The 13,067-nt window shown below is 70.2% G+C and carries 13 protein-coding genes; 9 read left to right on the top strand and 4 right to left on the bottom strand.

Annotation, left to right across the window (positions count from 1 at the left end; genetic code table 11):
• Position 1 precedes the first annotated feature (1 nt).
• Positions 2 to 778 carry an acetoacetate decarboxylase family protein gene (locus BCF44_RS17670; RefSeq protein ID WP_116175371.1) on the bottom strand — a complete coding sequence of 259 codons (777 nt, stop codon included), beginning with the start codon at positions 776 to 778 and terminating at the stop codon, positions 2 to 4.
• A gap of 100 nt (positions 779 to 878) precedes the next feature.
• Between BCF44_RS17670 and BCF44_RS17665 the strand changes: the two genes are divergently transcribed.
• The 4 genes from BCF44_RS17665 (at position 879) to BCF44_RS17650 (ending at position 5,539) form a co-directional block, all read left to right on the top strand.
• Positions 879 to 2,195: a glutamine synthetase family protein gene (locus BCF44_RS17665; RefSeq protein WP_116175370.1), complete on the top strand. Its 1,317-nt coding sequence runs from the start codon at positions 879 to 881 to the stop codon at positions 2,193 to 2,195.
• A complete protein-coding gene (locus tag BCF44_RS17660; RefSeq protein ID WP_116175369.1) occupies positions 2,179 to 3,540 on the top strand; it encodes a pyridoxal phosphate-dependent decarboxylase family protein in 1,362 nt (453 codons plus the stop codon). Before BCF44_RS17665 ends, BCF44_RS17660 begins: the two co-directional genes overlap by 17 nt.
• A gap of 10 nt (positions 3,541 to 3,550) precedes the next feature.
• Entirely contained in the window at positions 3,551 to 5,044 is a 1,494-nt protein-coding gene (locus BCF44_RS17655) for a phytoene desaturase family protein (RefSeq protein WP_116175368.1), read from the top strand.
• Positions 5,045 to 5,194: 150 nt separating this feature from the next.
• Complete coding sequence (locus tag BCF44_RS17650) at positions 5,195 to 5,539, top strand: hypothetical protein (protein ID WP_116175367.1); 345 nt, start codon at positions 5,195 to 5,197, stop codon at positions 5,537 to 5,539.
• Positions 5,540 to 5,602: 63 nt separating this feature from the next.
• On the opposite strand, the gene BCF44_RS17645 is transcribed toward BCF44_RS17650, so the two are convergent.
• Positions 5,603 to 6,190 carry a lytic polysaccharide monooxygenase auxiliary activity family 9 protein gene (locus BCF44_RS17645; protein WP_116175366.1) on the bottom strand — a complete coding sequence of 196 codons (588 nt, stop codon included), beginning with the start codon at positions 6,188 to 6,190 and terminating at the stop codon, positions 5,603 to 5,605.
• Between the two features lie 114 nt (positions 6,191 to 6,304).
• The gene (locus BCF44_RS17640; protein WP_116175365.1) at positions 6,305 to 6,889 is read right to left on the bottom strand and encodes a TetR/AcrR family transcriptional regulator; all 585 of its coding nucleotides are present in this window, start codon (positions 6,887 to 6,889) and stop codon (positions 6,305 to 6,307) included.
• A gap of 75 nt (positions 6,890 to 6,964) precedes the next feature.
• Between BCF44_RS17640 and BCF44_RS17635 the strand changes: the two genes are divergently transcribed.
• Positions 6,965 to 8,131, top strand: coding sequence for a thiolase family protein (locus tag BCF44_RS17635; RefSeq protein WP_116175364.1), 1,167 nt, complete (start codon positions 6,965 to 6,967; stop codon positions 8,129 to 8,131).
• A 1-nt stretch (position 8,132) separates the two neighbouring features.
• Positions 8,133 to 8,972 (top strand): 3-hydroxyacyl-CoA dehydrogenase family protein, encoded by an 840-nt coding sequence (locus BCF44_RS17630; RefSeq protein WP_281283117.1) that lies wholly within the window; start codon positions 8,133 to 8,135, stop codon positions 8,970 to 8,972.
• Position 8,973: 1 nt separating this feature from the next.
• On the opposite strand, the gene BCF44_RS17625 is transcribed toward BCF44_RS17630, so the two are convergent.
• The gene (locus BCF44_RS17625) at positions 8,974 to 9,765 is read right to left on the bottom strand and encodes an enoyl-CoA hydratase/isomerase family protein (protein WP_116175363.1); all 792 of its coding nucleotides are present in this window, start codon (positions 9,763 to 9,765) and stop codon (positions 8,974 to 8,976) included.
• Between the two features lie 61 nt (positions 9,766 to 9,826).
• On the opposite strand from BCF44_RS17625, the gene paaZ reads away from it, so the two are divergent.
• The 3 genes from paaZ to paaB are packed head-to-tail and all read left to right on the top strand — an operon-like array spanning position 9,827 to position 13,058.
• On the top strand, positions 9,827 to 11,851 hold the full coding sequence (gene paaZ, locus BCF44_RS17620; protein WP_116175362.1) for a phenylacetic acid degradation bifunctional protein PaaZ: 2,025 nt from the start codon (positions 9,827 to 9,829) through the stop codon (positions 11,849 to 11,851).
• Entirely contained in the window at positions 11,848 to 12,774 is a 927-nt protein-coding gene (gene paaA / locus BCF44_RS17615) for a 1,2-phenylacetyl-CoA epoxidase subunit PaaA (protein ID WP_116175361.1), read from the top strand. The genes paaZ and paaA overlap by 4 nt, the downstream gene beginning before the upstream one ends.
• Positions 12,771 to 13,058 carry a 1,2-phenylacetyl-CoA epoxidase subunit PaaB gene (gene paaB, locus BCF44_RS17610; RefSeq protein ID WP_116175360.1) on the top strand — a complete coding sequence of 96 codons (288 nt, stop codon included), beginning with the start codon at positions 12,771 to 12,773 and terminating at the stop codon, positions 13,056 to 13,058. The genes paaA and paaB overlap by 4 nt, the downstream gene beginning before the upstream one ends.
• Positions 13,059 to 13,067: the final 9 nt, after the last annotated feature.

The following is a 13,067-nucleotide window of genomic DNA, read 5'->3' as shown; positions in this document are numbered from 1 at the left end:
CTCAGGCCAGCACGGTGCCACCGTTCCAGGTCACGCCGACCTGCCGGTAGTACGCCCCGATGTGCTCCTCCACAGTCAGGTCCGCGAGTTCCTCGGTCGGCGACTCGAACAGCCGCAGCTCGGCCCGCGCGGCCCAGGCCGGCCCGCCCTCGAACGCCGCCGCCCCGGACTCCACCAGCTCCGAGTAGCTGTCCGGCTTGCCGGGTTCGATGTTCGGCTGCCGCCGGTGGTGCGCCATCGGGTGCGCGTTGACGAAACCGTTGTGCGGACTGGGTTCGGTGAGCTCGATGACCGCCTCGGCGAGCCGCCGGTCGCCGGCCGCGAGGGTCGCGCCGAACCGCGCGCCGGCCTCGATCCGCGGCGCCGGCCCGTACGGATGCGGCCGGGTCTGGTGGATCGACCCGATCTTCTTCGGATAGCCCTGGTGGATCCCGCGAGCCAGCGAGAAGTCCTTGTCCACCCAGATGAACACGCACCGCGAGTACGTCCGGCCGGCGAACCGGCAGCGCACGACGACGAAACATTCCCTGTACTGCGAGCGAACCGGGTCCAGCAGCTCCTCGCCGCCGTCCGAACAGGCCTGCCAGTCGGCCCAGATCAGCGCCACCGCACCGGGATCCTCCGCGGCCGGCGCGAGCGGTTCCGGCAGCAGCGCGGCGACCTTGGCCGGATCCGTGCGGTACTCGACGGTGATCAGGTCGCCGGCGTAGTGCCACGGCGGGCCGGCGGTCACGGACGCCCGGCCGGTGGGTGTGCGCGGATGCAGAAAGCCCTTCACGTGCCGCCTCCCGGGTGGTCGTTTGGATACGTACGATATCGCTCTTGTTGCCGACCTGTCACGGCGCTATGGTTCGGAAGCAAACGAGGGAAGGTGGAGGATGGCAGCGCAGGCCGACCGCGTGGTGGCCGAACTGACCGCCAAGGGCGTGGACGTGGTCCGGGTCGCCTTCCCGGACCTGATGGGCACCGAGCGCTCCAAGGAGCTGCTCGTGGAGCAGCTGCCCGCCGCCGTCGAACGGGGCGTCGCCTTCTGCCGCGCCGTCTACCACACCAGCCCGCTCGGCGAGACCGTGCCGGTGCCCGGCGGGCTCGACGCGGGCCTGCCGGACATGGAGATCGTGCCGGATCTGGACACGCTCGCGGTGGTGCCGTGGGAACCCGGCGTGGCCACCTGCATCGGCGACCAGCGCGACGGCGGCGAGTCGCCGCGGGCGGTGCTCGGCCGCGTCGTCGCCGGGCTCGCCGAATCGGGCCTGCGCCCGCTGGTCGGGCCCGAGCTGGAGTACTACCTGTGCGTGCCGGACGGGGCCGGATTTGCCCCGTATTCCCCGGAACCCGGCAACATCTACGTCAGCGGCACCCGCGGCGACCCCGACCGCCACCTGATCGCCACCGTCCGCAACCTGCGCGACCTCGGGCTCGGCGTGCTCGGCGGCAACCACGAGTACTGCCCCGGGCAGTTCGAGATCAACCTCGACTACTCCGGCGCGCTCGACTCCGCCGACCGGGCGTTCCGCTTCAAGGCCGCCGTCAAGGACCTGGCCCGGCGCGAGGGCAAGCTCGCCACCTTCATGGCCAAGCCGTTCAACGAGCACGGCGCGTCCGGCTTCCACGTGCACGTCTCGCTGGTGGACGCCGCCGGCGAGAACCTCGGTGCCGACGACGCCGGCGAGTACGGCATGAGTCCGCTGCTCCGGCACGCGCTGGCCGGCGTGTTGCGGCACGCGCCCGCGCTGACCGCCCTGACCAACCCGACCATCAACTCCTACAAGCGTTTCGGGCCGGACACGCTCGCGCCGTGGCTGATCGACTGGGGCCTGGACAACCGCAGCGCGATGGTCCGCGTGCCGCCCGACCGCGGCGTCGGCACCCGGATCGAGGTGCGGCTGCCCGACGCGTCCGCCAACCCGTACCTGGTGCACGCCGGCGTGCTGGCCGCGATGCGGCTCGGCATCGAGGACGGGCTCGAACCCCCCGCGCCGCTCGAGGGGTACGGCTACAACGCCGACCGCACCGCCGTGCTGCCGATGTCCCTGACCGCCGCGCTCGACGCGCTGGACGACGACTCGGCGCTGCAATCCTTGCTGGGCAAGGACTTCGTCAGCTCGTTCAGCGTGCTCAAGCGGGCCGAGGTCGCCCGGTTCGAGCAGTGGGTGACGGATTGGGAGTTCCGCGAGTATGCCTACCACATCTGAGCAGCTGCGGCCCTGGCTGGACCGCGTGCTGGCCAACCACGAGTCGTGGGCCGCCGAGTTCGGCGAGTTCACCCGGCACGATTCGTTGGCGCTCAAGGACAGCGAGGTCGCTGCGGCGCTCGACGAGCTCGCGGACCGGTTGCGCGACAACTACCCGTTCTTCCATCCCCGCTACGCCGGTCAGATGCTCAAGCCGCCGCATCCGGTGGCGATCGCCGGCTACGCCGCGGCGATGCTGATCAATCCCAACAATCACGCCCTGGACGGCGGTCCCGCCACTGCGAAGATGGAACGGGAGGTCGTGGCGCAGCTGGCCACCATGTTCGGCTACGGCGACCACCTCGGCCACCTGACGTCCAGCGGCACCATCGCCAACCTCGAAGCACTCTACGTGGCAAGGGAAATCCATCCCGATAGCGGCGTCGCGTACAGTGTGGACAGTCACTACACGCACTCCCGGATGTGCAAGCTGATCGGCGTCGCCGGTCATGCCGTGCCGGTCGACGCCACCGGCAAGATGGATCTTGACGCCCTGGAGTCGTTGCTGCGTAGTGGAAAGGTCGGCACCGTTGTCGTCACCGCCGGCACCACCGGCCTCGGCGTGGTCGATCCGGTGCACGAGGTCGTGGCGCTGCGGTCCCGGTACGACTTCCGTATTCACGTCGATGCCGCCTATGGCGGGTTCTTCAGCCTGATCGCCGGCACCGAGGGTATCGACCCCGTGCCGTGGCAGGCGATCCGGCACTGCGACTCCATTGTGGTCGATCCCCACAAGCACGGCCTCCAGCCGTATGGCTGCGGTGCCGTCCTGTTCGCCGACCCCGCCGTCGGCCGCTTCTACGTCCACGATTCGCCGTACACGTACTTCACTTCCGACGAGCTGCACCTCGGCGAGATCAGCCTGGAGTGCTCGCGCGCCGGCGCCGGTGCCGCGGCGCTGTGGCTGACCCTCAAGCTGCTGCCTTTGCGCGCCGACGGTCTCGGCGCCGTGCTGGCGGCCGGCCGTCGGGCCGCCGTCCGTTGGCACGAGTTGATCGACCAGTCCGATCGGCTCGTGCCGTACCAGCGGCCCGAGCTGGACATCGTCACCTATTTCCCGGCCGAGCCCACGCTGTCCGCGATCGACGCCGGGTCCGAGCGCATGATGCGAGAAGGCATGGGCGACAGGGACGATCCGGTGTTCCTCAGCACCCTTCGTGCCGGTGCCGAGGCTTTCGGCGCACGCGGCATCGCCGCCGTCGCCGATGTCGACGGGGCCCGGGTGCTGCGCAGTGTGCTGATGAAGCCCGAGTCCGAGGACTATCTGGACAGGCTGCACGACAGGGTTGTCTCGTTGGCAGGATAGGAGCCGTTGGGTGGACGTCGTCATCGTCGGTGGTGGGCACAACGGCCTGGTGGCCGCGGCATACCTGGCTCGGGCCGGCAAGACCGTGCTCGTGCTGGAACGTCTCGATTCCGTCGGCGGTGCCGCCGTGTCGTTCCAGGCCTTCCCCGGCGTCGATGTCCGGCTGTCGCGCTACTCGTACCTCGTGAGCCTGTTGCCGCGCAAGGTGATCTCCGACCTCGGTCTGCCGATCACCCTGCTCCGTCGGCGGATGTCCTCCTACACGCCCGTCGGCGACCGTGGCCTGCTCGTCGACACCGAGGACCCTTCGCGCACCGCTTCGTCCTTTGTGGATCCAGCCGACTTCGCCGCCTGGCAACGCTTCTACGCCATGACCGGTCGGGTCGCTGAAAGGGTGTTTCCCACCCTCACGGAACCGTTGCCCGGCAGGGCATCCCTTCGCTCGGCCGTCAACGACGACGAAGCCTGGCGTGTGTTGTTCGAGGAACCCATCGGGCACGTCATCGAGCGCACCTTCCGTGACGACACCGTTCGCGGCGTTGTCCTCACCGACGCCCTCATCGGCACCTTCGCCGGCGCCGACGATCCCTCCCTTCTCCAGAACCGCTGTTTCCTTTACCACGTCATCGGAAACGGCACCGGAGACTGGGATGTCCCTGTCGGCGGCATGGGCTCCGTCACCGCCGCCCTGGAGGACGCCGCCCGCTCCGCCGGCGCCCAGATCCTGACCGGCGCCACCGTCACGTCCATCACTCCCGACGGCGAAGTCCGTTACCTGGCAGGGGAAACCTCCCATGTGGCGCACGCCGACCACGTGCTCGTCAACGCCTCACCCGCCGAGCTCTCCCGGCTGCTCGGCGAGACCCCCGATCCCGCCGAAGGCGCTCAGCTCAAGGTCAACATGATCCTCCGCCGCCTACCCCGCCTCCGGGACACCACCGTCGACCCCCATGACGCCTTCGGCGGCACCTTTCACGTCAACGAGAGCTTTTCCCAACTGGCCCAGGCCTTTTCCGAAGCCTCCGCCGGCCAGATCCCCTCGCTGCCCCCGTGCGAGATCTACTGCCACTCGCTCACCGACCCCTCCATCGTGCGGGAGCCCGGCGCCCACACCCTCACCCTGTTCGGCCTCCACATGCCCGCCCGGCTCTTCACCGCCGACAACGACACCGCCCGTGCCCGGGCCCTCGACGCCACCTTGGCCTCCCTCAACCAGGTTCTCGCCGAGCCCATCCAGGACTGCCTCTGGCTCGACCCCGACGGCCGCCCCTGCATCGAGGCCAAAACCCCCGTCGACCTGGAGGAATCCATCGGCCTCCCCGGCGGCCACATCTTCCACCGGGACCTCTCCTGGCCCTACTCCGACGACGCCCCCGGCTCGTGGGGCGTCGAGACCGCCCACCCCCGCATCCTCCTCTGCGGCGCCGGCGCCCAACGCGGCGGCGGCGTCAGCGGCATCCCCGGCCACAACGCCGCCATGAAAATCCTCACCGGCACGGCCTGACCTCGTTCCTCGGGCTTTCAGACCCGTTGTAGGCCTTTCGGGTTGTTCGTCCGTCGCAGCCGCTAACGACCGTTCCGGGTCGGGCGACCAATGCGGTGCGTGTCCGGAAAACGGGTCCGGACGGCGGTATTCGGCGTTTGGAGTTTGGCCATGGGCGGGAAGTTCTGGGCCTGGGTGGCCGGGATCGCGGCGTCCGTGGTGGCGGCGGCGATCATCGCCAACCTGGGGATCAACCAGGCGCTGGGCGTGACCATCGACGGGCCGACGACGGGGCCGTTCGGGAATCGGGTGGCGATCCGGCTCACCGGACACATCAATGGTTCCTACGATTCGGCGTACTGGACGGACACCTTCGGCCAGCAGATGGCCTTCAACCCGAACGGCCAGTACTTCTACTGCCCGGGAGTCGGACAGTTCACGGTGACGTTGACGGCGGTCTCGGACGGCAATCAGGCGCAGGCGAGCCACACGATCAACTGCGTGCAGGTGTACTAGGAGGCGGCTCCTGCCCGGCGGCAGGGGGTGCCGGGTAGGAACCGCCGGCCGACGTCACAGAGGTCAGAAGGTGACGTCGGCGCAGGAGTAGAAGGCGTTGCCGGTGTCGGCGATGTCCCAGACACCGAGGATCAGATGCCGCCCGGTCTTGCCGGCGGGCAGCTTGCCGGGAATGGAGACGTCACCGCTTGGCCTCTTGCCGCCCCAGTTGGACACGAGGAACGGCGTGGGGTCGAGCTGGGCCCGGGTGAGCGGCTTGGTGGGGTCCCAGCCGTCGCGGGTGACGAAGTACCGGAAATCGGTGGTGGCGTGGATGGCGGTGAAGTGCCAGGTGAAGGTGTAGTTGGCGCCGCTGGTGAGCTTGGTGGCGGGCCAGGCGCCACCTCGGGGGTCGTCGAGCTGGGAGAAGCGGGCGATGCCGCCGGCGCAGATCGAGCCGTCGGCGGGCCCGGCCTGCGGGAAGTTCTTGGGGCCTTCGACGGACTGCGGCTCGTACTGGATGTCGCCGCAGTTCTTGACGATGCCCTGGGCGCACAGCGACGACCGGCTGACCGGGTTGGTGGTGTAGCCGTGCGCCTGCGCGGTGCCGGCGAACAGCACGGGCAGCGCCACCACGGCGGCGAACAGGGGTAACAGGAACCTCTTGCGCATGAACAACCCTCCATGGGGTCGGCAGGGAATCAGCGCGGCGGCCGAAGTGGTATAGACCACTTTCCGAGGTTCAGTATGGGGGCGCGGCGAAAAGGGCCGCAACGTCCGATTGGGCTACCGGGTTCGCAACCCATCGAACGCGATCGTGCACACAGCGTCAGCGATCGAGACCCCGGAGCGGGGTTTGTACCACTCGATCAGCGAGTTGACCATGCCGAAGAGCAGGCGGGAGGTCACCGCAGGGTCAACATCGGGGCGGACGTCGCCCTCGGCTTCGGCCTGCTTGACGAGATCGGTGACGAGCCGGTCGAACTCCTTGCGCCGGGCCACCGCGGCCCGCTCGATCTTGGTGTTGCCGCGGGCCCGCAGCAGCAGGGTGACGAACGGCAGCCGGTCGACGAGCACGGCGACGCTGCCGCGCACGAGGTGCTCCAGCCGGTCGATGGCCCGGCCGTCCATCGCCTGCGCCTCGTCGGCGACCCCGAACAGTCCGTCCAGCGCCCGGTCCATGGCCAGCCGCAGCAACTCGTCCTTGCTGCTGACGTGGTGGTATATGGCGGACTTGGTGATGCCGAGCTTGCGCGACAGCTCCTCCATCGAGGTGGCCTCATACCCGCGCTCGTTGAACACCTTCACCGCGACGGCGAGCAGCGACTCCTGGTCGTAGCCGGGCCGACCCCGGCGTGGCGCTGGCTCCACGGTGTGCCTCCACCCTTGCGAACTGACCGAATGGCCGGTTAATAATAGCGCGCAGACGTCCTGAGGAGAGCCGCCATGCCGGAAGTGTTCCTGGTCGACGGAGTGCGCACGGCGCAGGGCCGTTACGGCGGCGCGCTGGCCGCGCAGCGCCCGGACGACCTGGCCGCCCTCACGGTGGCCGAAGCCGTCGGACGATCGAAGGTCCCGGCGGACGTGATCGACGAGGTGATCCTCGGCGCGGCGAACCAGGCCGGCGAGGACAACCGCAACGTGGCCAGAATGGCCGTCCTGCTGGCGGGACTGCCCGAGCACGTCCCCGGCTACACGGTGAATCGCCTGTGCGCCAGCGGTTTGACGGCGATCGCGTCGGCGGCGCAGGCGATCCGTGCCGGCGAGGCGGACGTGGTCGTGGCCGGCGGCGTGGAGTCGATGACCCGCGCCCCGTGGGTGATGGCGAAGCCGGGCACGCCGTGGGCGCGCCCGGGCGAGGTGAGCGACACGTCGCTGGGCTGGCGGTTCACCAATCCCCGCTACGACAAGCAGATCACGCTGTCGATGGGGGAGACGGCCGAGGAGGTCGCGGCCCTGGACGGCATCAGCCGCGAGGACAGCGACGCGTTCGCCTTCCGCAGCCACCGGCGGGCGCTGAAAGCCATCGAGAACGGCAACTTCGCCGATGAGATCATCCCCGTCGGCGATTTCGCCGTCGACGAGGGCCCCAGGCCGTCGACCACTGTGGACAAGCTCAGTACGCTGAAACCCGTGTTCCGCAGGGACGGCGTGGTCACGGCCGGCTCCTCCTCGCCGCTCTCGGACGGCGCGGCGGCGCTCGTGCTGGCCAGCGAGGAAGCGGTGCGAACCCACAACCTCACGCCCCGCGCCCGGGTGATCGCCGGCGCCTCGGCCGGCGTCGCCCCGCACGTGATGGGTCTCGGCCCGGTGCCGGCGACGGAGAAGCTGTTGGCCCGAACCGGTCTCCGCGTCGACGACCTGGACGCCGTCGAGCTGAACGAGGCGTTCGCGGTGCAGAGCCTGGCGGTGATCCGCCGGCTGAAGCTGGACGACGAGAAGGTCAACGCCGACGGCGGCGCGATCGCGCTCGGCCACCCGCTGGGCTGCTCGGGCGCGCGGCTGATGGTCACGCTGCTGGGACGGCTGGAGCGCGAGCGCGGCCGGCGCGGGCTCGCTACGTTGTGCGTCGGAGTGGGGCAGGGCGTGGCAATGCTCGTGGAAAGGGTCTGACGTGCAGGTCGGTGTGATCGGTGGCGGCCGGATGGGGTCCGGCATCGCGCAGGTGTTCGCCGCGGTGGGCGCCGAGGTGACGGTGGTGGAGAGCGACACCATCGCCGCCAAGGGGGCCCTGACGCGGGTCGAGACGGGCCTGCGCCGGGCGGCCGAGCGCGGCAAGCTCGACGGCACGCCGACCCAGGTGCTCTCGCGGGTCGACTTCGTCACGGAGATCTCCTCCCTGCCCAGGCGCCCTGACCTGGTGGTGGAGGCCGTCCCGGAGGCCCCGGAGCTGAAGGTCCGCGTGCTCACGGCGGTGGAGCTCGCGGTCGCCACCGACACCGTGGTCGCGACCAACACCAGCTCGCTGTCGATCGCCGAGCTGGGCGCGGTGCTGGTGCACCCGGACCGGTTCCTGGGCATGCACTTCTTCAACCCGGTGCCGGTGTCGAAGCTGGTGGAGATCGTGCTGGGCCCGAACACCTCGGACGCTGTGCGGGACAAGGCGCTGGCCTGGGTGCACCTGCTCGACAAGGCGGACGTCGTGGTCCGCGACTCGCCGGGGTTCGCCACCAGCCGGCTGGGCGTGATGCTCGGTCTGGAGGCGATCCGCATGCTGGAGGAGGGCGTCACCGACGCCGAGTCCATCGACCGGGCCATGGAGCTGGGCTACGGCCATCCGATGGGCCCGCTGCGCTCGACCGACCTGGTCGGCCTGGACGTGCGGCTGGCCATCGCCGAGTACCTGGAGCGCACGCTCGGCGACCGGTTCGCCCCGCCGAAGCTGTTGCGGGACAAGGTGGAACGGGGCGAACTGGGCCGCAAGTCCGGGCGGGGCTTCTACCCCTGGAACTGACCTACTTGCCGTGGAACTCCACCGGCCGCTTGGCCAGGAACGACTCCACGGCGCCCTGATGGTCGGCGGTCAGGCCCAGCCGGGTCTGTGCCGCCGCCTCGGCCGCCAGCACGTCGGCCAGCGGCGGCTGGAAGCTCGCCGCCAAGGCCGCCTTCGCTTCGGCATACGCGACGGTGGGCCCGTTCGCCAACTTCGACGCCAGCGTCCGCACCTCGTCCGCGAACGACGCGTCCGGCACGACCCGGCCGACGACGCCCCACTCCAGCGCCTGAGCGGCGGTGAAAGGCTGGCCGAGCAGCACGAGTTCGCTGGCCCGGGCGGCCCCGACGGCCCGCGCCAGCGTCGCCGACAGGCCGGAGTCGCAGGTCAGGCCGATGCCGGTGAACGCCGTGGCGAACTTGGCCGATTCGGCGGCGATCCGCAGGTCGCAGGCCAGCGCGAGCCCCAGCCCCGCGCCGACGCAGGTGCCGTTGACGGCGGCGAGCACCGGCTTGCGCATGCCGGCCAGCGCCGACACGATCGGGTTGTAGTGGTCGCCGACGGTGTCCAGCGCGGTCGCGGCGTCCGCGCGCAGCGCCGACGCGTGCTCGGCAAGGTCCTGACCTGCGCAGAAGGCCTTGCCGGAGCCGGTGAGCACGACGGCCCGGACCGACTCGTCGTCGGCGGCGCGGCGGACCGCGGCCAGCAGCGCCTCCTTCATCGACACGGTGAGTGCGTTGCGGGTGGCCTGCGCGTCCAGGGTGATGGTCGCGACTGCTCCGTCGACGTCGAGCGACACGGTTTCCCCATCCATGCACGCACGCTAGCATGTGAACGAACGGACGGTCAGTAATTCGGTCGCGAGAGGTGCTGAGATGGCTCTGCTGCGCAGCTATGTCAACGGCCGGTGGCACACGCCGACGGTCGACGGCCAGCCGCTGCACGACGCGGTGACCGGTGAGGAGGTGTGCACGGTCTCCTCGGCCGGCGTCGACTTCGCCGCCGCGCTCGACCACGGCCGCCGCGTCGGCGGCCCGGCGCTGCGCGAGCTGACCTTCCACCAGCGCGCCGCCCTGCTCAAGACCGTCGCCTCCATGCTCCGCGAGCACCGCGAGGAGCTGTACGGGCTGTCGGCACGCACCGGCGCCACCAAGACCGACTCGATGGTCGACATCGACGGCGGCATCGGCGTGCTGTTCAGCTTCTCCAGCAAGGGCCGCCGTGAGCTGCCCAACGACACCGTCTACGTGGACGGCGACGTGGAGCCGCTCGGCAAGGCCGGCACCTTCCTCGGCCAGCACATCCACACCCCGCTGCGCGGCGTCGCCGTGCAGATCAACGCCTTCAACTTCCCGATGTGGGGCCCGCTGGAGAAGTTCGCGCCGGCCTTCGTCGCCGGCGTGCCGTCGCTGATCAAGCCGGCCAGCCAGACCGCCTACCTGACCGCCCGCATGGTCGAGCTGATCATCGAGTCCGGGCTGCTGCCGGAGGGCTCGCTCCAGTTCGTCGCGGGCAGCGCCGGCGACCTGCTGGACCACCTCACCGAGCAGGACCTGGTCGGCTTCACCGGCTCCGCGTCGACCGCGCAGCGGCTGCGCGCGCACCCGGTGGTCGTGTCCCGCTCGGTCCGCTTCAACGCCGAGGCCGACTCCCTGAACTGCTCGATCCTCGGCCCGGACGCCAAGCCCGGCACCACCGAGTTCGACCTGTACGTGAAGCAGCTGGTCAGCGAGATGACCGTGAAGGCGGGCCAGAAGTGCACCGCCATCCGCCGCGCCTTCGTGCCCGCCGACCTGATGGACGCGGTGGCCGAGGCGGCGTCGGAGCGGCTGGCCAAGGTCAAGGTCGGCAACCCGGCGGCCGAGGGCGTCCGGATGGGCGCGCTGGCCAGCCTCGAGCAGCGCGAGGAGGTCCGGCGCTCGCTGAAGGGCCTGCTGGAGGCCGGCCGCGTGGTGTTCGGCGACGCCGAGAAGGTGGACCTGGTGGACGCTGACGCCACCAGGGGCGCATTCATGTCACCGGTCCTGCTCCGCGCCGACGACGCCGACCTGCCGCAGCCGCACGAGGTGGAGGCGTTCGGCCCGGTCAGCACGCTGCTGCCGTACACGTCGACCGAGCAGGTCGTCGAGCTGGCCGCGCGCGGCCAGGGCAGCCTGGTCGGCTCGGTCGTCACGGCCGACGCCGGCTTCGCCCGGGACGTGGTGCTCGGTGTCGCCCCGTGGCACGGCCGCCTGCTCGTGCTGGACGCCGACGACGCCAAGGAGTCCACCGGCCACGGGTCGCCGCTGCCGATGCTGATCCACGGCGGCCCGGGCCGCGCCGGTGGCGGCGAGGAGATGGGCGGCATTCGCGGCGTGCTGCACCACATGCAGCGCACCGCCGTCCAGGCCAGCCCGAAGGTGCTCAGCGCGGTCACCAACCGGTGGGTCGCCGGCGCCGACCGCAATGTCGACGGCGTGCACCCGTTCCGGAAGTCGTTGGCGCAGTTGAAGATCGGCGACACGGTGGTGGCCGGGCCGCGGCCGGTGTCGATGGCCGATATCGAGCACTTCGCCGAGTTCACCGGCGACACCTTCTACGCGCACATGGACGAGGACGCCGCCAAGGCCAACCCGTTCTTCGACGGCCGGGTGGCGCACGGCTATCTGATCGTCTCCTTCGCGGCGGGCCTGTTCGTGTCGCCGGAACCCGGGCCGGTGCTGGCCAACTACGGCCTGGAGAACCTGCGGTTCCTCACGCCGGTCTACCCCGGCGACGAGCTGACCGTGACGTTGACCGCCAAGCAGATCACCCCGCGCGAGGCCAACGACTACGGCGAGGTCCGCTGGGACGCGGACGTGACCAACCAGAACGGCGACTCGGTCGCCAAGTACGACGTGTTGACCCTGGTGGCGAAATGACCGATCTCGAGCAGCATTTCGAGGACACCATCGCGGCCGATCACCGGATCGAGCCGCGGGACTGGGTGCCCGAGGGCTACCGCAAGACGATGGTCCGGCAGATCGCGCAGCACGCGCACTCGGAGATCATCGGCATGCAGCCGGAGGGCGCCTGGATCACCCGAGCGCCTTCGTTGCGGCGCAAGGCGATCCTGCTGGCCAAGGTGCAGGACGAGGCCGGGCACGGGCTGTACCTGTACTCGGCGGCTGAGACGCTCGGCGCGGACCGCGGCGAGCTGACCGAGATGCTGATCTCCGGCCGGCAGAAGTACTCCTCCATCTTCAACTACCCGACGCTGACCTTCGCCGACGTCGGCGTGATCGGCTGGCTGGTCGACGGCGCGGCGATCTGCAACCAGGTTCCGCTGTGCCGCAGCTCCTTCGGCCCGTACGCGCGGGCGATGATCCGCATCTGCAAGGAGGAGTCCTTCCACCAGCGGCAGGGCTACGAGCTGCTGCTGACGCTGATGCGGGGCACCCAGGCGCAGCGGGACATGGTGCAGGACGCGGTGAACCGGTGGTGGTGGCCGTCGCTGATGATGTTCGGCCCGCCGGACGAGGCGTCGCCCAACACCGCGCAGTCGATGGCGTGGAAGATCAAGCGGCACACCAACGACGAGCTGCGCCAACGGTTCGTGGACATGAGCGTGCCGCAGGCGGAGAAGCTGGGCGTGACGTTCCCCGACCCGCTGCTGAAGTGGAACGACGAGCGTCAGCACTACGACTTCGGCCCGATCGACTGGGACGAGCTCAAGCGCGTGATCTCCGGCAACGGGCCGTGCAACGAGGAGCGGATCGCCAACCGGCGTCGGGCGCACGAGGACGGCGAGTGGGTCCGCGAGGCGGCGATCGCCCACGCGGCGAAGAAGGCGGCGGTGGTATGAGCAGGAACAGTTGGCCGCTGTACGAGGTTTTCGTGCGGGGCAAGCGGGGTCTGAACCACGTGCACGTCGGGTCGCTGCACGCGGCCGACGACGAGATGGCCGTGCGGCACGCCCGCGATCTCTACACCCGGCGCAACGAGGGCGTCAGCATCTGGGTCGTGAAGGCCGCCGACATCACCGCGTCCAGCCCGGACGAGAAGGACCCGTTCTTCGCGCCCAGCGGCGACAAGGTGTACCGGCACCCGACGTTCTACGAGATCCCCGACGACGTTCCCCACATGTGAGCAGGCGGC

This window comes from Kutzneria buriramensis, from assembly GCF_003387475.1.
Lineage (GTDB): Bacteria > Actinomycetota > Actinomycetes > Mycobacteriales > Pseudonocardiaceae > Kutzneria > Kutzneria buriramensis.
This window is presented reverse-complemented; position numbering and strand designations above follow the sequence as displayed.